Annotated in this window: 17 protein-coding genes and 1 pseudogene; 5 read left to right on the forward strand and 13 right to left on the reverse strand. The window is 56.9% G+C overall.

What is annotated here, in order from left to right; translation table 11 throughout:
• Positions 1-40: 40 nt before the first annotated feature.
• The 6 genes from NMB39_RS20535 to kdpF all read right to left on the reverse strand — a co-directional run bounded on the left by NMB39_RS20535 (position 41) and on the right by kdpF (position 8,115).
• Positions 41-730, reverse strand: coding sequence for a response regulator (locus NMB39_RS20535; RefSeq protein ID WP_306957459.1), 690 nt, complete (start codon positions 728-730; stop codon positions 41-43).
• A gap of 139 nt (positions 731-869) precedes the next feature.
• A complete protein-coding gene (locus NMB39_RS20540) occupies positions 870-3,512 on the reverse strand; it encodes a DUF4118 domain-containing protein (protein WP_494340154.1) in 2,643 nt (880 codons plus the stop codon).
• A 138-nt stretch (positions 3,513-3,650) separates the two neighbouring features.
• Entirely contained in the window at positions 3,651-4,196 is a 546-nt protein-coding gene (gene kdpC / locus NMB39_RS20545) for a potassium-transporting ATPase subunit KdpC (RefSeq protein ID WP_494340153.1), read from the reverse strand.
• A gap of 40 nt (positions 4,197-4,236) precedes the next feature.
• Positions 4,237-6,294, reverse strand: a complete 2,058-nt coding sequence (gene kdpB / locus NMB39_RS20550; protein ID WP_367236634.1) for a potassium-transporting ATPase subunit KdpB — start codon at positions 6,292-6,294, stop codon at positions 4,237-4,239.
• A gap of 20 nt (positions 6,295-6,314) precedes the next feature.
• Positions 6,315-8,015, reverse strand: a complete 1,701-nt coding sequence (kdpA, locus tag NMB39_RS20555) for a potassium-transporting ATPase subunit KdpA (RefSeq protein ID WP_494340152.1) — start codon at positions 8,013-8,015, stop codon at positions 6,315-6,317.
• A gap of 10 nt (positions 8,016-8,025) precedes the next feature.
• Entirely contained in the window at positions 8,026-8,115 is a 90-nt protein-coding gene (kdpF, locus tag NMB39_RS20560; protein WP_003218754.1) for a K(+)-transporting ATPase subunit F, read from the reverse strand.
• Between the two features lie 370 nt (positions 8,116-8,485).
• On the opposite strand from kdpF, the gene eat reads away from it, so the two are divergent.
• Both eat and NMB39_RS20570 read left to right on the forward strand, forming a co-directional pair.
• Positions 8,486-9,850 (forward strand): ethanolamine permease, encoded by a 1,365-nt coding sequence (gene eat / locus NMB39_RS20565; RefSeq protein WP_494340151.1) that lies wholly within the window; start codon positions 8,486-8,488, stop codon positions 9,848-9,850.
• A 112-nt stretch (positions 9,851-9,962) separates the two neighbouring features.
• Positions 9,963-10,130 carry a DUF2897 family protein gene (locus tag NMB39_RS20570; RefSeq protein ID WP_003172675.1) on the forward strand — a complete coding sequence of 56 codons (168 nt, stop codon included), beginning with the start codon at positions 9,963-9,965 and terminating at the stop codon, positions 10,128-10,130.
• 8 nt (positions 10,131-10,138) lie between these two features.
• On the opposite strand, the gene NMB39_RS20575 is transcribed toward NMB39_RS20570, so the two are convergent.
• The 3 genes from NMB39_RS20575 to NMB39_RS20585 form a co-directional block, all read right to left on the reverse strand.
• Positions 10,139-10,987, reverse strand: coding sequence for an urea carboxylase-associated family protein (locus NMB39_RS20575; RefSeq protein WP_494340150.1), 849 nt, complete (start codon positions 10,985-10,987; stop codon positions 10,139-10,141).
• Positions 10,988-11,001: 14 nt separating this feature from the next.
• Positions 11,002-11,646 carry a GntR family transcriptional regulator gene (locus tag NMB39_RS20580; RefSeq protein WP_494340149.1) on the reverse strand — a complete coding sequence of 215 codons (645 nt, stop codon included), beginning with the start codon at positions 11,644-11,646 and terminating at the stop codon, positions 11,002-11,004.
• A gap of 140 nt (positions 11,647-11,786) precedes the next feature.
• Positions 11,787-12,119 carry a ComEA family DNA-binding protein gene (locus NMB39_RS20585; protein WP_494340148.1) on the reverse strand — a complete coding sequence of 111 codons (333 nt, stop codon included), beginning with the start codon at positions 12,117-12,119 and terminating at the stop codon, positions 11,787-11,789.
• Between the two features lie 481 nt (positions 12,120-12,600).
• On the opposite strand from NMB39_RS20585, the gene NMB39_RS20590 reads away from it, so the two are divergent.
• Genes NMB39_RS20590 through NMB39_RS20600 form a run of 3 tightly spaced genes read left to right on the forward strand, consistent with a single transcriptional unit; the run spans position 12,601 to position 15,741 of the window.
• Positions 12,601-13,569, forward strand: coding sequence for a glycosyltransferase family 2 protein (locus tag NMB39_RS20590; RefSeq protein WP_494340147.1), 969 nt, complete (start codon positions 12,601-12,603; stop codon positions 13,567-13,569).
• On the forward strand, positions 13,566-13,904 hold the full coding sequence (locus tag NMB39_RS20595; RefSeq protein WP_217880576.1) for an EamA family transporter: 339 nt from the start codon (positions 13,566-13,568) through the stop codon (positions 13,902-13,904). Before NMB39_RS20590 ends, NMB39_RS20595 begins: the two co-directional genes overlap by 4 nt.
• Positions 13,905-13,917: 13 nt before the next feature.
• Complete coding sequence (locus NMB39_RS20600; RefSeq protein WP_494340146.1) at positions 13,918-15,741, forward strand: DUF2142 domain-containing protein; 1,824 nt, start codon at positions 13,918-13,920, stop codon at positions 15,739-15,741.
• A 95-nt stretch (positions 15,742-15,836) separates the two neighbouring features.
• Here the strand turns inward: NMB39_RS20600 and NMB39_RS20605 are convergent, their stop codons facing one another.
• From NMB39_RS20605 to NMB39_RS20620, 4 genes and pseudogenes are all read right to left on the reverse strand, one after another.
• Entirely contained in the window at positions 15,837-15,962 is a 126-nt protein-coding gene (locus NMB39_RS20605) for a hypothetical protein (protein WP_494340145.1), read from the reverse strand.
• Positions 15,963-16,342: 380 nt separating this feature from the next.
• Positions 16,343-17,886, reverse strand: a pseudogene (gene tnpC / locus NMB39_RS20610) (IS66 family transposase).
• 18 nt (positions 17,887-17,904) lie between these two features.
• On the reverse strand, positions 17,905-18,261 hold the full coding sequence (gene tnpB, locus NMB39_RS20615; RefSeq protein WP_494340574.1) for an IS66 family insertion sequence element accessory protein TnpB: 357 nt from the start codon (positions 18,259-18,261) through the stop codon (positions 17,905-17,907).
• Between the two features lie 211 nt (positions 18,262-18,472).
• Positions 18,473-20,467, reverse strand: a complete 1,995-nt coding sequence (locus tag NMB39_RS20620) for a polysaccharide biosynthesis protein (protein WP_494340144.1) — start codon at positions 20,465-20,467, stop codon at positions 18,473-18,475.
• Positions 20,468-20,557 lie beyond the last annotated feature (90 nt).

The following is a 20,557-nucleotide window of genomic DNA, read 5'->3' on the forward strand; positions in this document are numbered from 1 at the left end:
CGACTTGCCCCCGATGAGGCCTGTTCAGGCAGCGGTGAACTCAAGTACCCAGCAGTCGATACCCCACCCCCGCCTCAGTCACGATAAACCGTGGCTGGGTCGGGTCATCCGCGAGTTTCTGGCGCAGGTGCCCCACCACGATACGCAGGTAGTGGCTGTCCTCGGTATGGGTCGGCCCCCAGATGTCCTTGAGCAACTGCTGTTGGGTAATCACTCGCCCAGGATGACGTGCCAGTTGCGCGAGCACCGCATATTCCTTGCGGGTCAGCGCCACTTCGGCACCGTCCAGCAGCACGCGGCGATAGGCCAGGTCCACCGTCAGCGGGCCAAAATTCAAGGCGGCTTCCTGGGCATCTCCCGCCGGCGCCTGGCGCAACAACGCACGCACACGGGCGAGAAATTCCTGGATGCCGAAGGGCTTGGTCACATAGTCATTGGCGCCACCGTCAAGGGCCTCGACCTTCTGACCTTCGCTGGCGCGTACCGACAGCACCAGCACCGGCACTGTCGACCACTCGCGAAACTCGCGCAGCACTTGCTGGCCGTCCATGTCTGGCAAGCCCAGGTCGAGCACCAGCAAGTCCGGTTTGCCCAGGGCCGCCTGGGCCAGGCCTTCGCTGCCAGTGCCGGCCTCGATCACCTTATAGCCCTGGGAGGCCAGGCTGATACGCAGGAATTTGCGGATCTGCGGTTCGTCATCAATGACGAGAATCGTCGCGGTCTGGCTCATGGTGTCCGTCAAAATCCGTTAAAAAATCACCCCTCTGTAGGAGCGAGCTTGCTCGCGAAAAACCCATAGGCACCGCGTAAACTCAGGACGCCATCATTATCGTTAACGACCTTCGCGAGCAAGCTCGCTCCTACAAGGTTTATTCCAGGGCAGGCTGTGTCGGCAATGGCAGAAACAGGGTAATGCAGGTACCCCGCCCTTCAATGCCATCGGCCACGCTGATATGCCCGCCATGCGCGCCGACCATGCCCTGGCAGATCGCCAGGCCGAGGCCGGTGCCCTGCCCGCCCCGGTCGCCGCGGGCAGCGGTGTAGAACATGTCGAAGATCTTCGTACGCTCATCCTCGGGAATCCCCGGGCCCTCATCGGCAACGGCAAAAAACAGCTGGTGGTCGGCCACGCCCGCGCTCAACTGCAAGCGGCCTTGGGGTGGCGAAAAACGTGCGGCGTTCTCCAGCACATTGACCAATGCCTGTTCGATCAACGCTGCATGCACATACAACAACGGCAGTTCCGGCGGCACATCGGTATGCACCTGCAAGGGTGCCAGCACCGCGCGCAGGCGTGCGAGGGCGCTGCCGACAATATCGCCGGGCGACACCCAATCGCGCGCCAGCTTCAGCGCACCGTGGCCCAGGCGCGTCATGTCCAGCAGGTTCTGGATATAACGGTCCAGACGCTCGGCTTCGTCACGGGTACCCTCGAGCAACTCGCGGCGATCCTCCAGGGGAATGGCCTCACCGAGGGCCAGCAGGCTGTCGATGCTGCCGCGCATGGAGGTTAACGGCGTGCGCAAATCATGGGACACCGAAGCAAGCAAAGCGCTGCGCAGTTGTTCGGTTTCCCCGTGCAGGCGCGCCGATTCCAACTCCTGCCCCAACTGCGCCCGCGCCAGCGCCTGGGCCAGCGGCTGGCTCAATGCGGTAAGCAAACGCCGACGCTGACCGCTCAACTCCAGGCCCGGTTTGGCACTGACACCGAGCAAGCCCAACGGCCCCTCTTCACCCGACAGCGGCCACCACCACCAACGCCCAAACGGCAAGGTGCCGGTGCCCATGCCCGCGGGCTGGTCATGCTGCCAGGCCCAATCGGCGGCAGCGCGCTCGGCTTCGGTGAGGGTCAACGGGCCGCCGGTCTCGACCTTCCAGCCGCCTTGGCCGTCGCGATTGACCAGGCACAGGTCGAGATCGCTCCAGCCTTGCAGATGATGGGCAGCGGCACTGATCACCGCCTGGCGATCGGTGGCGGCGGTGAGCTTGCGCGACAGGTCGAGCAGCTCGCTGGTTTCCTCCTGAGTATCGCGCAACGCCTGCAACTGGCGCCGCTGACGTGCCGCAAGGTTACCGGTCAAGGCCGCCATCAGCAGGAAGAACAACAGGGTCAGCACATCCTCTTCGCGCTGGATGGCGAAGGAAAAGTTTGGCGGGATAAACAGAAAGTCGTAAGTCATGAACGACAGTGCCGCGCACACCAGGGACGGCCCCAGGCTGCTGCGCACCGCCACCAGCAGCACGGCAGCGAGAAACACCAGTGAGATATTCGGCAGCGGTAGTAGGCTGGATACGGCCCAGGCCACGGCAGTAGCGACCACCGTGGCAACCACGGCCGAGGCGTAATCGAACCACACCAACCCGCGTACATCCGGCAGGCGCGGTGGTGCAGGCATGTCATCGCTGTCGAGGACGTTGATTTCCAAGCCTCGGGCATTGCGCAACAGGCGCGCCGCCAAACCGCCACCGAACAAGCGCCGCCGCCAGCGCATGCGCGACTGCCCCACCAGCAACAAGCTGGCGCGGCGTTCGGCAGCATGCTGAATCAGCGTCTTGGCCACTTCCCCGGCACGCAGCAATACCACTTCCCCGCCCAACCGCTCCGCCAGTTGCTGGGCGTTCTGCAGGCGCAGGCGCGATTGCTCGTCCCGCGCCCGGCCGTTATCGACATGCACCAGACTCCAGGGCAAATGCCGACGCTGGGCCACCCGGCTGGCATGACGCACCAGGCGTTCGGCTTGTGCATCGCCATCTACACCGACCAGCAAACGCCCGCGGACTGCCGGCGCGGCCTGGCCAAGTTGACGGTAGCCCTGGGCCAGGTCGTCATCGACGTGGGCGGCGGCGGTTTGCATGGCCAGCTCGCGCAGGGCCATGAGGTTGGTCTGGGTAAAAAACGCATCGATGGCCGCGCGCGCCTGCTCCGGTACGTACACCTTGCCGTCACGCAGGCGCTCCAGCAACTCGCGGGATGGCAGGTCGATCAGCAGCAGTTCGTCAGCCTCTTGCAGCACCCAGTCAGGCAGGGTTTCACGTACTTGCACGCCGGTGATGCCACGCACCTGGTCATTGAGGCTTTCCAGGTGCTGGACGTTGACCGTAGTGAACACGTTGATGCCGGCGGCGAGCAGTTCCTGAATGTCTTGCCAGCGCTTTTCATGACGGCTGCCGGGGGCATTGCTGTGGGCCAGTTCGTCCACCAGCACCAGTTTGGGCTTGGCGGCGAGCAGGCCGTCGAGGTCCATTTCTTCAAGCATTACGCCACGGTACTCGCTGCGTAACAGCGGTTGCTGCGGCAGGCCGCTGAGCAAGGCTTCGGTCTCGGCGCGGCCGTGGGTTTCGACCACACCGGCAATCAGGCTTACGCCTTGGCGCAGCTGGGTGTGGGCCGCCTGGAGCATGGCGTAGGTCTTGCCCACGCCGGGCGCGGCGCCGAGGAAGACTTTGAGCCGGCCACGGCCGTTACGGGGCAGATCGGCTAACAGGGCGTCGGCGCGGCCGGAGTCGCTCATACGGGTTCCTTCAGGCAGGTATTTTCAGGTCAATGAAGATCAACTGTGGGAGGGGGCTTGCTTCCGATAGCGGTGTATCAGCGACAGATATTTCGACTGAACCACCGCTATCGGGAGCAAGCCCCCTCCCACAGTGGTTCAGAGTTTTTCCAGGGCCATGTTCAGGGCCAGGACGTTTATCACCGGCGGCCCTACCAACGGGCTTTCGATGTGCTCATCCAACAACCGCTGCAACGTCGCCACCGGCACATTCCGCGCCGCCGCTACCCGCGCCAGTTGATAGGCAATCGCCTGTGGTGGCAAGTGTGGATCAAGACCACTGCCAGAGGTAGTCAGCGAAGCCAATGGCACCGGCCCCTGGCCGGGCACCGATTGCTTGCTGGCATCCTCGAATATGCGGGTCGCCAAGGCCGGGTTGCTTGGCCCCAGGTTACTGGCACTGCTGGACACCGTCGCAAAAGCCCCCGCTGACGGGCGTGGGTGAAACCAGTTGTCGCCGGTAAAGTCCTGGGCGATCAGGCTGGAGCCGCGCACTTTGCCACTGGCATCGCGCACCAGGCTGCCATTGGCCTGGTCGGGGGAGGCCACTTGCGCCACGCCAGTGACCACCAGCGGGTAGGCCACACCAGTGATCAGGCTCATGAGCACCAGCAGGCTCAGGGCCGGGCGGATCATCTTAGTCATCGTCAAATCCTCAATAATTCGGCAAACCAACGGGGCCAGTTCAAACCAGGTGCAGCGCGGTCAGCAGCATGTCGATAGCCTTGATACCCACGAACGGCACCAACAGCCCACCCAGGCCGTAGATCAGCAGGTTGCGTCGCAGCAAGGCCGCCGCACTCGCCGCCTGCACCCGCACGCCGCGCAGGGCCAGGGGAATCAGCACCACGATAATCAGCGCGTTGAACACGATGGCCGACAGGATCGCGCTTTGCGGGCTCTGCAAGTGCATGATGTTGAGCACGCCCAATTGCGGATAGATCGAGGCGAACAGCGCCGGCAGGATCGCGAAGTACTTGGCCACATCGTTGGCGATGGAGAATGTTGTCAGCGCGCCACGGGTCACCAGCAATTCCTTGCCGATCTGCACCACGTCCAACAGCTTGGTCGGGTCGCTGTCGAGGTCGACCATGTTGGCGGCTTCGCGCGCCGCCTGAGTGCCATCGTTCATAGCCATGCCGACGTCGGCCTGGGCCAGCGCCGGAGCGTCGTTGGCGCCGTCGCCGCACATGGCAACCAGGCGGCCATCGTTCTGTTCATGACGAATACGCGCGAGTTTCTTCTCCGGCGTGGCTTCGGCCAGCACGTCGTCCACACCGGCTTCAGCGGCGATTGCGGCGGCGGTCAGCGGGTTGTCGCCGGTAACCATCACGGTGCGGATCCCCAGCTTGCGCAGCTCGGCAAACCGCTCGCGGATGCCGGGCTTGACCACGTCCTTGAGATGAATTGCACCGAGCAACTTGCCATCGGCACACACCAGCAAAGGCGTACCGCCGCTTTGGGCGATCTTGTCGATTTCCCGCGACAGTGGCGGTAAAAGCTCGCTGCGTTGCTGACCGATAAACGCCAGCAGCGAATCCACCGCGCCTTTGCGGAATACGCGGCCCTGGTAGTCAACGCCAGACAAACGGGTTTCAGCACTGAACGGTACAGCGGTCAATTCATCCAGGCTCGGCTCGGCCTGCGGGTGCAAGGCACGCAGGTATTCGACGATGGATTTGCCCTCCGCCGTATCATCGGCCAGTGACGCCAGCAGCGCGCCTTCTGCCAATTCCCGACCACTGACGCCAGGCGCGGCGACCACCGCCGAGCAGCGGCGGTTACCGAAGGTGATGGTGCCGGTCTTGTCCAGCAGCAATACGTGCACGTCCCCCGCCGCTTCCACGGCGCGACCGGACTTGGCGATCACGTTGAGACGCACCAGGCGGTCCATGCCGGCAATGCCGATGGCCGACAGCAAGCCACCAATGGTGGTCGGAATCAGCGTCACCAGCAGTGCGACCAGGAACACCAGGGGCAAGCTGCCATTGGCGAAGTGGGCGAACGGCTGCAGGGTCACCACCACCAGCAGGAAGATCAGGGTCAGGCCGATCAGCAGGATATCCAGCGCAACTTCGTTGGGGGTTTTCTGGCGTTTGGCACCTTCTACCAGCGCGATCATGCGATCCAGTGTGGACTCACCCGGGTTGGCGGTGATGCGAATCAGCAGCCAGTCCGAGACCAGTCGTGTGTTGCCGGTAACCGCCGAGCGGTCGCCTCCGGACTCGCGAATCACCGGGGCGGATTCGCCGGTGATCGCCGCTTCATTGACCGCGGCGATACCTTCGACGACCTCACCGTCACCGGGGATCATTTCGCCGGCGGCGACACGCACCACATCGCCTTTGCGCAGGCTGGTGGCCGGCACCACCTTGAAGCTGCCATCGGCCTCCTGGCGCCGAGCGCTCAAGCCTTCGCTGCCGGCCTTGAGGCTGTCGGCGCGGGCCTTGCCACGGCCTTCAGCCAGGGCTTCGGCGAAGTTGGCGAACAGCACGGTGAACCACAGCCACACCGCGATTTGCACCGCAACAAAGGTCGGCACGGTGGTATCGGGCACAAAGCACAATACGGTGGTGAGGATGGCGGTCAGTTCGACCACCAGCATCACCGGCGAGCGTTGCAGTTGGCGTGGGTCGAGCTTGACGAACGCCTGGACCAGTGCCGGGCGCCAGAGGGCCGAGATGGCGGTTTTGGCAGGCTCCTGGGTTTTGACCGGTGCCGCGTTTTTTGCAGGCATATTCATTTTCATGTCCCCTAGGCTCTTCATTTAGCAACAGCCATGCTCAAGTGTTCAGCGATAGGCCCAAGTGCCAGCGTCGGCAGGAAAGTCAGGCCGCCCACCAGCAAAATGGTCACGGTCAACAAAGTGACGAACAGCGGGCCATGGGTGGGGAAGCTGTTCTGGCCAATCGGTGCTGCCTTCTTCATCGCCAGGCTGCCGGCCAGGGCCAGTACCGGGAGGATGTAGCCAAAGCGGCCGATCAACATGCCCAGGCCAAGCATCAGGTTATGGAGCGCGGTATTGGCGCCGAGGCCGGCAAACGCCGAACCGTTGTTGGCACTGGCCGAGGTGTAGGCGTACAGCAACTGGCTGAACCCGTGGGGGCCAGGGTTACTGATGGCCCCTGCCGGGCCTGGCAGGCTGGCGGCGATGGAACTCAGCACCAGCACACCGACCGGCATCACCAGCAGGGTCACCACCAGCAATTGCACTTCCTTGGCCTGGAGCTTCTTGCCCAGATATTCCGGGGTGCGGCCAATCATCAGGCCGGCGAGGAACACGGCGATCAACACGTTGAGCAACATGCCGTACATGCCGGCACCCACGCCGCCGAAGATCACTTCGCCGACCATCATGTTAACCAGCGCCACCATCCCACTCAGGGGGCTGAGACTGTCCTGCATGCCGTTGACCGAACCGTTGGACGCCGCGGTGGTGGTCACCGACCACAGCACGGTGCCGGTGGTGCCGAAGCGTGTTTCCTTGCCTTCCAGCGGCGCGGTTTGCTCCACGGCCGGGTGGCTCAGGGTTGGATTGGGCTGGTATTCGGACCACAGCGACGTCGCGCCGCCGATCAGGAACAGCGCCAGCATGCAACCGAGGATGGCACGGCTCTGACGAAGGTCCTTGACGTAATGGCCGAAGGTGAACACCAACGCCACTGGGATCAGGATGATCGAGGCAACTTCGAACAAGTTTGACCAGGCCGTAGGGTCTTCGAACGGATGCGCCGAGTTCACGCCGAAGAAGCCGCCGCCGTTGGTACCCAACTGCTTGATCGCAATCTGGCTGGCTGCCGGGCCCAGGGGAATCACTTGATCCACACCCTGCATCGTTATCGCGTCAACATAGTGAGCGAAGGTCTGTGGCACGCCCTGCCACACCAGGAACAGCGCCAGCACCAGGCACAACGGCAGCAGGCCGTAGAGGGTGGCGCGGGTCATGTCGACCCAGAAATTGCCCAGCGTCTGGGCAGATTTGCGACCAATCCCACGACATAAGGCGACCAGGACTGCGAGACCAGTCGCCGCACTGACGAAGTTCTGCACCGTCAGGCCGACCATCTGGCTGAGGTAGCTCAGGGACGCCTCACCGCTGTAGTTCTGCCAGTTGGTGTTGGTCATGAAACTGACGGCAGTGTTGAACGCCAGGGTCCATTCCTGGCCCGGCAGTTTTTGCGGGTTGAGCGGGAGGGAGCCTTGGAACAACAGGATCGAGAACAACAGCAAGAAGCCCGCGAGGTTGAATGCGAGCAAGGCCAGCATGTACTTCTGCCAGCTTTGTTCCTGCTGTGCATCCACACCCGACAGGCGATAACAGGCGTTTTCCACCGGCCCCAGTACCGGGCTGAGCCAGGTACGCTGGCCTTCCATCACCTTGTAATAGAACCGCCCCAGGAACGGTGCCGGCACCAGTACCACGGCAAAGAAGGCGATGATCAGCCAATAGTCATAACTGTGCATAGCCCTGCTCCTAGTTCCGATCCGCGCGTAACAGCGCAACCAGCAGATAAATGAACAGCGCCACGGCCAATAGCAGTGACACCCCGTCCAGAACGCTCATGGAAGTTTCTCCGTTTAACGGCCGAGTGCCGCGTGTGAGCCATTGTCCGCAGGAGAGGTGTAAAGGAACGAGAGCGAGGGGGTGGGAGGGCCGTAAAGATGGCGTAAAGAATGGCTTTATGCTGGGTTTACACTGGGCCAGGCACACCTGCAGGCACGCGTTGGCAACGCGATCAAAATGTGGGAGGGGGCTTGCTCCCGATGGCGTCAGCCCAGCCACCACCGCCCTCACCTGGTGCATCGCCATACAGTTTCAAACGCCAAACCATCCCGCCAGCGACACTCGCACCGCTTTACGACAGCACTTTGGAAAGTGGCATGTCCACTGCAACACCCTGAATCATTCCAACCCCTTCAGGGAGCACCCCACCATGACCACACACCTCAAACCCACCTTGGGCACCCTGCATTTATGGGGTATCGCCGTCGGGCTGGTGATCTCCGGTGAGTACTTCGGCTGGAGCTATGGCTGGGGCGTGGCCGGCACCTTGGGCTTCCTGGTGACCTCATTGATGGTCGCCGCGATGTACACCTGCTTTATCTTCAGTTTCACCGAGCTGACTACCGCCATTCCCCATGCCGGTGGGCCGTTTGCCTACAGTCGTCGTGCCTTTGGTGAGAAAGGCGGCCTGATTGCCGGGTTGGCGACCCTGATCGAATTCGTGTTCGCTCCGCCGGCGATTGCCTTAGCCATTGGCGCCTATTTGAACGTGCAATTCCCGGCTCTGGACCCGAAACACGCGGCCGTTGGCGCCTATATTGTGTTCATGGGCCTGAATATCCTTGGTGTAAAACTTGCCGCTACCTTTGAGCTGGTGGTGTGCGTACTCGCCGTCGCCGAACTGCTGGTATTCATGGGCGTGGTCGCCCCGGCGTTCAGCTTCAGCAATTTCGCCCTCAATGGCTGGGCCGGTTCCGACACCTTCGGCGCGCCGGCAATTGCCGGGATGTTTGCCGCTATCCCCTTCGCCATCTGGTTCTTCCTCGCCATCGAAGGCGCGGCCATGGCGGCCGAAGAAGCCAAAGATCCCAAGCGCACGATTCCAAAAGCCTACATCAGCGGCATCCTGACCCTGGTGATCCTGGCCATGGGCGTGATGTTCTTCGCCGGTGGCGTGGGCGACTGGCGCACCTTGTCGAACATCAACGACCCACTGCCCCAGGCGATGAAAACCGTAGTCGGCGAAAGCTCCGGCTGGCTGCACATGCTGGTCTGGATTGGCCTGTTCGGGTTGGTGGCGAGCTTCCACGGGATCATCCTCGGTTACTCGCGGCAGTTCTTTGCCCTCGCCCGCGCCGGCTACCTGCCATCTTTCCTGGCCAAACTGTCGCGCTTTCGGACACCCCACCGCGCCATCATCGCAGGCGGCGTGGTCGGCATCGCCGCCATCTACAGCGATGGCCTGATCAACCTGGGCGGCATGACCCTGACCGCCGCCATGATCACCATGGCCGTGTTCGGCGCTATTGTCATGTACATCATGAGCATGCTCAGCCTGTTCAAGCTGCGTAAGACCGAGCCGCTGCTGGAACGCACCTTCCGCGCACCGGGCTACCCCATCGTGCCGGGTATCGCATTGGTACTGGCGGTGGTGTGCCTGGTGGCAATGGCCTGGTTCAATACGCTGATCGGGTTGATCTTCCTGGGCTTCATGCTGGTGGGCTTCGTCCACTTCCAACTCACCGCACAAGACCGCGCCGATGCCCCCGCGGATGCGATGTTGACAGGACTATAGGGCCTGCGAGGCAGAACGGGCCTACAATGAACTACTCAGAACGCCCGTTACTCAAAGCAGTTATCACCGTAGGAGAATTCTTCGACGGTCATCTGCCTCAAGGAGAGCCCTTATGCCGTGGTATGCGTGGTTGATTATGGTGGTAGCGATCGGGTCGATCGTCGGTGGGCTGATGATGCTGCGTGACAGCGCCAACAAAGTGGAACTCACCGACGAACAACGCAAACGCGTGGCCGAGCGTAATGCGCAGGCGGATGCCAAGGATGCGCAGGATCGCTGAACCTTAAGTTACTCCCAATCCGCCTTGGCAATATGCAACCCGTGCTGCCCCTTGTAGGCAGCACGTTCCGGTTGGCTCCAGCCGCTCAGCAACTCATCCTCCAATCTGTAGATTTCCACCCCCAACGGACGACACACCGTCAGCGGGTCCTGCGCATCCGGCCCCCACATCGGCAGCGACAAATCCCCACCCGGGCAGGTCGACAACGCGCACAGCAAATCAATCTCGGCAAAGAACTCCAGGTAATCGCCCTTCTGCGCCGGACAGGCTTTCATAAAGTACATGTCATCGTGATTGAGGCCCGTGCACTGGAAAATATTCAGCACGTCATGCACGTCGAACTCAGTCAGGCCATGAGGCAATACCGCACGGGTCAGGTTCGAGTGGCAGTGGTGATGGAAGTCCTCACCGGTCAGCATACGGTTCACATAAGGGTCGCAACGCGTGCCAAGCAAATCGTGCAGGCGGCCGCCGTGCTCATCGATGCCGTAGTTGGCGAGGCTGTCGTCGGTGATGGTGACCAAGGGTCTTAGAAAGGGCAGGTTCGACCATAGACGGTCGTGAGTGCTGACATGGGCGCCTTGCAATTGCCTCGTGCGCGCAGCCCACAAACGCTCCCGTGGGTCATTGGCGTTCCATACGTTGAAGTCGCCTACCTGCGGTCCAACTGGTGTGGTCACACGGAACACGTGCCCGGCCGGTACTTTCCATGCCCTGCCCGTACGGATCGGTACCTCGAACTGTTCGATCAACGTGCGCTGGGTTTTCTGATCACGAATACGCTCATAGAACGCCGTATCCACCTGCAATGCCGAACCTTTGCTGACCTGGTACGCGGCGGGATAGTCTTTGTACATGGGGCACTCCTCCATCAAGGGTGATCAAACAGGGCGAGGGAAAGGTGTTCGGAATCGTCCAGGTAAAGGCTCATTGCCTCGCTGGCTGCTGGTCTGTTGTGCTCGGCTAATAAGCCGTATATCTCTCGATCGCGCTCCAACCAAGGCGACTGGAAACGTTGCTCGTCAGGTGCTGCGCAGAACACCAGGCGTAACTGGGCAATCACCTGGGCGAAAAACTCATCGAACAGCGGGCTGGCCATCAACGCAACAATCTGTTGATGGAACATCAGACTGTGGGTGGCCACTGCTCGCCAATCTTCACGCTCACGAGCCAGGGTGGTGGCCTCAATAGCGCTTTGCATACGCCCTGATTGAGCGTCCGTCAGCGGGCCGCTTTGGGCTATGGCCTGCAATTCCAGGGTGCGGCGGACTACGAAGAGGTCACGTACTTCTGCCCGCTCCAGGCGCCGAACCATTACGCCCTTATTGCGGACGTAGCGAGCAAGGCCCTCTTGGCCCAGACGATGCAGCGCCTCACGGATAGTGTTGCGCGAGGCGTTGTAGGCCTTGACCAACTCCACCTCGACCAGCGGCATGCCTGGCAACAGCCGGCCGCCGATTATGTCGGCGCGTAGTTCCAGGGCGATTTGGTCGGCTAAAGACAAGCTGAGCGTCATGTTTATCTCAAGATTGTTGAACAACCGTTGAGTTGGATGTAATCACGTTTCATGCCAATGCATGATTGAAAAGAAATAGACGCAAGCCCGATAAAGGAAAGGCCGGTCAATGACCGGCCTTCAGGACTATTTTCGCATCTTCAATTAATAACCAATCTGTCGCGATTCTTCTCTAGCAATGCTTTGCCGATGCCTTTTACTTCCAGTAACTCATCCACCGCCGTGAACGGACCGTTGCTTTCGCGATACGCAACGATTGCCTTCGCCTTGGAAGCGCCGATACCCAACAGGTCGCGGCGCAGAGTTTCGGCATTGGCGGCGTTGAGGTTGACCTTGGAGGACTGCCCGGCCTTGGTCATTTGGGCGGCGATCGGGGTGGGGGCTTCCGGCTCGATGGAAGGCGCAGCGATGGTGGCGACGGAGAGGGAGGTGAGGAAGGCGAAGACGAGAGACGAGATATAGAAGTTTTGCATTGGTGACGCTCCATGACATCGGTGTGAGAAAAAGCAGCTTTCCGAAGCTGCTTTTCTACGTTAGGCGATGGGTGGAGGGTGTCAAAAATGGGTGAGTAACAGAGTGTTAACTCACGGTTCCTAGCACCTCATGCGAGCGGGAATTTGTACCGTTCGCTAAATGCGCCTGACACTCACTGCAACGATGCCCAAACAGTGCGCAACCGCGATTCACGAAGGCAGTCGTAAAGTCACAATGAAACCGCCCGACCGAGCGAGGCAGCTCCTAACCGTCATCACACACGTTCGGCCCAATAGCCATAAGTATCTGATACGGGACTTTTGGTAAAAAAAAAGCGATCATTGCCCTCCGCCCCAACGTGTTCACCCTACGAAATTGAGCATTTTATGGAGCGGTTATGACCAGCAAACGGAATTCGAAGGGCTCTCCATCGACCTTGCTAACCAGCACCCGTTCTACCAACTAAGCGAGACTTATTTAATGGAAGCCGATAAACGCATTGCGGTTGTCATCCCTAGCTACAGGGTCAAGAAACACATACTTGAAGTGATTTCCGGGATAGGAAATGAGGTAGAAAGAATCTACGTCGTAGATGATCTATGTCCTGAGCAATCAGGAGACTTTGTGGAGGCGCACTGTGATGATCCTCGCGTCAGAATAATTCGCCATGAGGTAAACCAGGGTGTGGGTGGCGCAGTTATGTCTGGTTACAGAGCTGCCATTGAAGAAGGCGTTGATATCATCGTCAAAGTGGACGGTGATGGGCAAATGGACCCTAGTCTAATTCCATATTTCGTTGAGCCAATCATCTCAGGTCACGCTGACTATACGAAGGGTAACCGATTTTTCGATTTGGAAAGCGTCCGAGCGATGCCAAGAATTCGACTCTTTGGCAATGCTGTGCTTTCTTTCATGACAAAAATGTCGTCTGGCTACTGGGATTTATTCGACCCAACCAATGGCTATACCGCTATACATGCCGACGTAGCCAAACATCTTCCATTTGAAAAAATCAGTAAGCGGTACTTTTTCGAGACTGACATACTATTCAGATTAAACACTGTCCGTGCAGTAGTCGTAGATATGCCAATGGAAGCAAAATACGAGGACGAGGAATCAAACCTCAAAATCTCAAAGATAGTGGGTGAGTTCTTCGTAAAACACGTTAGAAACTTTGGCAAGAGAATTTTCTACAACTATTACTTACGCGACATGTCGCTGGCTTCGCTTGAGCTACCTATCGGCCTTCTATTGATATTGTTTGGCCTTTCGTACGGTATCTCTGGATGGATTGAATCCATACAGCAAGGAACGCCAGCTACAGCAGGTAAGGTAATGATTTCATCGCTCCCTCTTATACTCGGAGTACAGTTATTGCTTGCATTTATCGGATATGATATTGCATCAATACCTAAACGACCATTTCACAAGAAAAGGAGCTTGAAGTGACTTATCTGTTAGCTATAGTCTGTGTAATTGGAATTGCCGCCGGCCAGATCTTATTCAAGATGAGTTCATCATCTCTTAGTAAGTCGGGATCATGGTTTGACATGCAAACTCTGACAGTTCTTTTCTCTGCGTTCGCACTATATGGACTGACAACTATTCTATGGGTCTACGTGTTGCAGCGAGCGGACCTTGGAAAGATATATCCCCTCATGGCTTTGGCATTTGTAATAGTCCCGATTGGTAGCCATTTCGTTTTCGGCGAGCGCTTTCAGCCACAATATATGGTTGGCGTCGCGCTTATAATTGTGGGCATTGTAGTTACTGTAAAAGCTTAAGGACGTTTAGATCATGATGGAGAATACAATAACCATGACGGGTTCACCTCAAACCACGATGAAGCGGCACGTGCCATGGGCGCCGCTAACCGCCGCAATCTTCATGACGTGTTTTATTTTATCAATGCTAATACCCCCTCTTCAGTCGCCCGACGAAGGAGCGCATCTGGAAAGAATTTACCTGCTTGGCAAAGGCCAATTAATGCTTGAAACACCCGAGGGTAGCTCCTCGGGGGGGATGATTGATTCAGGCCTGCGTGCCTACTTGCAAGCTTACAGCAAATTTATTTCCAGACCTGATACCAAAATGTCACAAGTGGAGATAGATGAGGCTAACAATTTGCGATGGACTGGACATAAAGAATTCGACGCTCCGTCAGGAACAGGATATTACTTCCCCTTGATTTATACGCCGCAGGCGATAGGGTTAGCCGCTGGAGAGGCATTCGGGTTCACTGTCGATACATCTTATAGAATGGCAAGGTTCTTCGTGCTTGTCAGCACAGCATTAGTGCTGGCATGGGCATTTTCAATTCATCGCCCACCAATCATAGCTGTAGCGCTTTTGGTGCTGCCAATGAGCCTATTTCAATTTTCCACAGCGACAATAGATGGAATATCCACAGCAATATTTATACTTGCCATTTCATGTTTTTCACGAATAACAATAGACCGGCAGAGATCAAAGAAATATTTAAGCTACACTTTGATATTTTGCGTATTAATAGTAACGTCAAGTCGAGCGCATGCATTGCCACTTTTCGCTTTAATATTCGCATCTTACTTCTATACACGAGATAGAAAAGTTCTTGCGGCAAGCTTGGCTTGTTTGGTATTCGTGATATCTTGGATGTTAGTTTCGATAAAGCTAACTACCAACATTACATTCCAGGGGGCGCCATCTGCGGCTACAATAGCTGCCTATTACATAAAGGACCCTATAGCGCTCGCCCGAGTAATATTCCACACGATTATGGATGACACGCTCCGAACGTTCTATTTGCAATCCTTTGTGGGTATTCTAGGTTGGCTTGATACCAAGTTTTCATTAACAACATACGAAACTATATATACCCTGATAATTATAATTCTCGCGCTATCCATTCTGACAGCCAGGGTAAAGAACGTAGGCATTTACATAGCGCTTTTGATTGCGTGTGGCATTGCATCTATTGGATTAACCTTTGTAGCGCTCCTAATACAGTGGAACGCATTACAACACCCAGCTACGCTAATCCAGGGGGTCCAAGGTAGGTATCTACTCATACCGGCGCTTTTATTCGCATATTCAATAGGAAACGACCAAAACAAAAAATACGTCGCAATCCGATATTTGAACGCAGGAATGCTAGCCATCCTATTCCTCTTTTCAACGTACGTTACTAGCTCGCTTTTAATATCCAGATATTTCATTGGGGCCGAGCAACAACCAGTCATTCCAGCAAAAATTACACCCAGCGCGCAATTGTCGACAGCCGATCCAATAATTTTACGCTTCGACACACAGCACCTGAAAAGCGACGCACCCCTACGTTCTGTTAGCGTTCTGTTTGCAACACACGTACGCAAAAACAAAGGGGCGGCCAAGGTCACATTCACAACGAAGGATGGTAAGGAGACAGGCTTAGATTTAGACGTTTCGTCTCTAGAAGACAATCAATACAGGACCTTCAAGCTTGATAATCAACCCTACTCCTCCGGGATGATTCGTGCTGAATCTGGTGGAGGCGTGAGTATTTGGCAGACTGAGCTGGAGTCGGGCGAAATCGTAACTTGCATGATTTATGAGTTTTCCAGTGGAGCCAAACAATACACTAAGGGATGTCCGCGATCGTAGTCACCCGCTCATTCCGGACTGAGCCTCGAATTAGGGTGGACGGCAACCATCATCGGTTGCCGTCTGCGACATCGGCTATTTTGCTAGATCCTGCGTCATGACTCTACCGTTTGCAACTCAAACACCGCCGACGCAAACCCCATGTCGCCGCAGGTGTCAGCGGGGTTGATGGTGTAGGTGTCCGCAGGGGCAATGGTCTGCAGCTGTATATCTAGTTTCACCAACCCGGTTCCAAGCTGGGCGACAGGTATTGTTGCCACCGGAGTACCGTTAATGGTAACTGACGCATTCCCTGTGCTTGCAGTTTTTGTTGATCCTTGTAGATTCAGGACCAGCCTGAACACGGAGGACACACCTTTCGTGGAGAAAACAATCGCAACCGCTCCATGAACCCCACATTCGAAGCGGCCAGATGATCCCGGATGCTGTGCTCCCGATTCCCTCTGGAACCACCAACTCATGTGCCCGACGCAAAAGTCGAAAAAGTCTATCTCTACCCCAAGCCCGTGGACTTCCGAAAGTCCATTGATGGCCTGGCCGCGCTAGCCGAATTGGAGTAAGCGCTCCATAAACCCCACCTAGTCAAAAGTGGGCGGCGCGTTTAGCTGTGGGATCCAGGCTTGCAGTTCCACAGCAGCAAAGCTTCGTAGTCTTCGACCGTCGAGGCATACGGCAACCGCTCCAGTACGTGGCGCAGCCACGTATAGGGCTCCTAGCCGTTGAGCTTGGCGGTCTCGACCAGGCTGTAGATCCGGGCGCTGGCCGTGGCGCCCTTGGGCGTATCGCTGAACAGCCAGGCCTTACGCCCTATGACAAACGGCTTAATCGCTCTTTCAGCGGCGTTGTTGTCGATGGGTAAAAAACCGGCTTCGACGTAACGCTCCAGCCGGCTCCAGTTGTTCGCCAGATAATGTACCGCCTTGTCCAGTGCACTTTGCGCCGTGACTTGCGGTTGGGTCTTGTCCAGCCAGCTTTTCAGTTGGCCCAGGATCGGCAAGCTCTTTTACTGACGAGCGATAAACCGTTGTTCATCGCTGGTGTCTTTGCATTCGCGTTCGACGCCGTACAGCTTGTTGATCATCGTCAGCGCGATATCTGCCCTCCCGGTTTTTCCCTTGGGCTGCACTTTTTGCGCATCCACGAACTTGCGTCGCACATGGGCCATGCATGCTAGACGTTTCACGCCAGGCTGCAACGCCAAGGCGTTATAGCCGGCGTAATCATCGGTCATCACGTAGCCGCGTAACTGTCCAGCAAGCACAACGGCACGTCCTGCGCGCGGCCGGAGGTGTAGTCGAACAACACCACTTTTCGATTGGCCGGGCCGCTGGCCTGCACCCACATCCAGGATTGACTAGTCGGATCGCGATCCGGCTCCTTCAACACCTGGACGCGAGTTTCATCGCAGTGGATCACCGGACTTTCCAACAACCGGTCGCGCATCAAATTCAGCAGTGGCTGGAAGTGTTCGCTGCACTGAATCACCCAGCGAGCCAGAGTCTGGCGCGCAATCTCGACGCCATGTCGGCTAAGCACGGTTTCAAAGCGATGCAACGGCAAGCCATCGACGTACTTGGTAGTCAGCACCATCGCCAGCACGCTTGGGCTGGCCATACTCTTTTCGATCAGTTGGGCAGGCTTATCAGCCGTGACCGGTGCAGTTTCACAACTCCGGCAGCCGTAGACCTTGCGGATGTGTTTGATCACCCGAATCTGCATCGGCACGATGTCCAGTTGCTCGCTGGTCTCTTCGCCGATGGCGTGTTTGCGGCAACCGCATGCACAGGTCAGTTCGTGTTCGGGCAGTTCGTGGCTGACTTCGACACGCGGCAGATCGGCCGACAACGGATTGCGTTTGCCACGGCGCGGCGTCGGCGCAACGGCTTCTTCGTCAGGGTCATCAACGAGCGGCATCGGCTCGCTTTTGAGCTCGTTGAACAGCGCCAGTTGCGGCGTGTTGGGCTCGACAGTCTGTTCGGACTTGCGCCCGAACAAGCGATCGCGCAGCAACTTGATCTGTTCTTTCAGGTCGACGATGTGGGTTTGATAAGCCTGGGCCACGTCTTCCTGGCGACTGAGTGCCTCAAGCAGCAGTTGATTGAGCAAAACAGGATCATCAGGAAGGTCGTCGGGCAGGGAAATAATGGCCCGGATTATACCGGGTCAGGCTACGTAGCGCGGGGTCAAAACCTGATGAGGGCGGTTGCGCCAAAGGTCAAAACCATCGAGTAACCAGTTGAGTTCCTGGACCGTCAGAACGATCGCCTCGTCGCTGGCATCGGGCGAAGTTTTAAAACGCTCGGATTCGAGGCGCTTGAGCCAGAGGCAGAAGCCGTTGCGCTCCCAATACAATATCTTCACTCGGTTGCGTGGCTTGTTGAGGAAGACGAAAAGCACAGGGTCGAACATCGCCACTTTGATGTCCAGCTCGACCAGAGCGGCGAGGCCATCAATGGATTTTCGAAAATCCACGGGCTTGGGGTAGAGGTAGGCTTTTTCGACTTTGGCGTCGGGTCGCATCACGAGAGGCTGGCTCCAGAAAAGGATCGGGAGCACAGCATCAGATTTCAACTTGAGGCTTTGAATGTGTAGGTGATGGATCGCTTACAGTTAAACGCGCCATCCACTTTTAACTAGGTGAGGTTCATGAAGCGCTTACGAAACAACAAAGCCGCTCGGAAGCGGCTAAGTCATTAAATAATATGATCAAAACGGAGTGGTTCGAATACCCTCACGGTTCCAGACGTCTTTGCTGGTAGATCCAGTCGACGATTTCGCCGTCTGGGGCGTAGCCGCTTACAGTTTCGCGCAATATCTGGCGAACGCGTGGATAGTCATCTTGCTCCACCGCTACCAGCAGCTCCTTCAGTTTGAGTTTAAGAGCATCCCAAACCAAGTGATCTTCGTTAGCACTCATGATCATAGGATGTTGCGTTGCGACTACGTTGTCACCAATAAGCAACTCCTCATAAAGCTTTTCGCCTGGGCGCAACCCCGAGAACTCAATTGAAATGTCTCCATGAGGATTCTTCTCAGAGCGAATACTCAAGCCAGACAAATGAATCATTTTCTCTGCGAGTTCGACAATTTTAACTGGCTCGCCCATGTCCAAAACGAACACATCACCGCCCAACCCCATCGACCCAGCCTGAATCACCAACTGTGCAGCTTCGGGAATCGTCATAAAATAGCGAGTAATTTTGGGGTGGGTCACCGTGAGCGGGCCGCCAGACTTGATCTGCTTGTGAAAAAGCGGAATTACAGAGCCCGAAGAGCCCAAGACATTGCCGAAACGCACCATGGTAAAGCGGGTCTTGTTATTTCTTGAGATGTTCAACTCGTCGCCGAACAATACCGGCGTCAATTCACGACTGAGAGCTTGCAAGGTCAGCTCTGCTAGGCGCTTCGTACTACCCATTACATTGGTCGGGCGCACCGCTTTGTCAGTGGAGATCAGCACAAAGTTCGATACGCCAGCCTGCAACGCTGCCTGTGCTGTATTAAGAGTGCCGATTACATTATTCAACACACCTTCGGCGATATTGTGTTCAACCATCGGGACATGCTTGTAAGCCGCAGCATGGTAAACAGTGTCTACGTGCCATGTGCTCATCACATCCAGCAATTTGGAATGATCGCGCACAGATCCCAAAATCGGCAACAACTTCACTGGCAGCGACTCGCGAGTGATACGTTGCTCCAGCTCCGAAAGGATGCTGTATAGGTTGAACTCGCCGTGATCAAGCAGCAGCAATATGGTCGGGCGCAAGGTAAGAATCTGCCGGCAGAGCTCTGAACCGATCGACCCACCGGCCCCTGTCACCAGTACGCTTTGCCCATTAATACAGTGTTCCAGCAACTCGTTCTGCGCAGGTACAGCATCACGTCCAAGTAAGTCAGCGATGTCAACTTCCTGAATGTCATCCACCTTAACCCGACCGCTGGCCAAGTCCATAAACCCCGGGACACTGCGAACATGTAGTGGAAAGCCTTCGAGAAAACCAAGGATTTCACGCCGGCGAACACGATTGGTAGACGGTATAGCAAGTAGGATCTCCTGCGCGCCAGTGGCATCGATCATGCGTTGGATGTGCTTGGGTTTGTAGACCTGCAGGCCTGAAATGACACGCTCCGCGATACTGGTGTCATCATCAATAAACGCTACCGGCCGCATCACTCTACCCATGCGCAAAGCAGCGACTAATTGGTTACCCGCAGCACCTGCCCCATAAATCGCAACACGTGGTAGACCATTGTCACGATTGGTGAACGGCACGTGTTGCGATGCGGCAAACCAGTCGCCCAGAAAATACTGACGCATCGCTAGGCGCAGCCCACCAATCATGATTAGGCTAAGCCACCAATAGTTAAAAATGATCGACCGTGGAACCACGTTTTGATGATTGCTGTACCAATAAACAACTACACCAAGGATAAGGGCTGACAAGCTAACGGCTTTGATGATTGCTATTAATGCGTCATTACCAAAATAACGCATTACCGCACGATACATGCCGAAGCGAATGAACAGAGGGACGGATACCACTGGGGCAACGAGAAACAGCCAGAGGTGGCGGCTGACGGGATTTATCATTTCGTCAATGCCTAGGCGAACAAGAAAAGCCATCCACAAGGACAGCCAGACCAGCACTACGTCCGTCCCAACCTGGATGAAACGCTTTTGTCGGCGCGAAAGGCCCAATAGAAATAATCTGACTTTATCCATAAGTTACCCGCCGTTCTTTATTATCTGCCTCTGAGCGTACAGAGACGCTTACCGCGTGCCTTGGGCACACTATTAAGACCAAAACTTTCA

It is taken from the genome of Pseudomonas sp. FBCC-B545, assembly GCF_059134095.1.

What these genes read in the sequence shown, in the direction of transcription:
- NMB39_RS20535 (WP_306957459.1), bottom strand. Translation starts at nt 730, where the DNA reads ATGAGCCAGACCGCGACGATTCTCGTCATTGATGACGAACCGCAGATC.
- NMB39_RS20540 (WP_494340154.1), bottom strand. Translation starts at nt 3,512, where the DNA reads ATGAGCGACTCCGGCCGCGCCGACGCCCTGTTAGCCGATCTGCCCCGT.
- kdpC (WP_494340153.1), bottom strand. Translation starts at nt 4,196, where the DNA reads ATGACTAAGATGATCCGCCCGGCCCTGAGCCTGCTGGTGCTCATGAGC.
- kdpB (WP_367236634.1), bottom strand. Translation starts at nt 6,294, where the DNA reads ATGAATATGCCTGCAAAAAACGCGGCACCGGTCAAAACCCAGGAGCCT.
- kdpA (WP_494340152.1), bottom strand. Translation starts at nt 8,015, where the DNA reads ATGCACAGTTATGACTATTGGCTGATCATCGCCTTCTTTGCCGTGGTA.
- kdpF (WP_003218754.1), bottom strand. Translation starts at nt 8,115, where the DNA reads ATGAGCGTTCTGGACGGGGTGTCACTGCTATTGGCCGTGGCGCTGTTC.
- eat (WP_494340151.1), top strand. Translation starts at nt 8,486, where the DNA reads ATGACCACACACCTCAAACCCACCTTGGGCACCCTGCATTTATGGGGT.
- NMB39_RS20570 (WP_003172675.1), top strand. Translation starts at nt 9,963, where the DNA reads ATGCCGTGGTATGCGTGGTTGATTATGGTGGTAGCGATCGGGTCGATC.
- NMB39_RS20575 (WP_494340150.1), bottom strand. Translation starts at nt 10,987, where the DNA reads ATGTACAAAGACTATCCCGCCGCGTACCAGGTCAGCAAAGGTTCGGCA.
- NMB39_RS20580 (WP_494340149.1), bottom strand. Translation starts at nt 11,646, where the DNA reads ATGACGCTCAGCTTGTCTTTAGCCGACCAAATCGCCCTGGAACTACGC.
- NMB39_RS20585 (WP_494340148.1), bottom strand. Translation starts at nt 12,119, where the DNA reads ATGCAAAACTTCTATATCTCGTCTCTCGTCTTCGCCTTCCTCACCTCC.
- NMB39_RS20590 (WP_494340147.1), top strand. Translation starts at nt 12,601, where the DNA reads ATGGAAGCCGATAAACGCATTGCGGTTGTCATCCCTAGCTACAGGGTC.
- NMB39_RS20600 (WP_494340146.1), top strand. Translation starts at nt 13,918, where the DNA reads ATGATGGAGAATACAATAACCATGACGGGTTCACCTCAAACCACGATG.
- tnpB (WP_494340574.1), bottom strand. Translation starts at nt 18,261, where the DNA reads ATGCGACCCGACGCCAAAGTCGAAAAAGCCTACCTCTACCCCAAGCCC.
- NMB39_RS20620 (WP_494340144.1), bottom strand. Translation starts at nt 20,467, where the DNA reads ATGGATAAAGTCAGATTATTTCTATTGGGCCTTTCGCGCCGACAAAAG.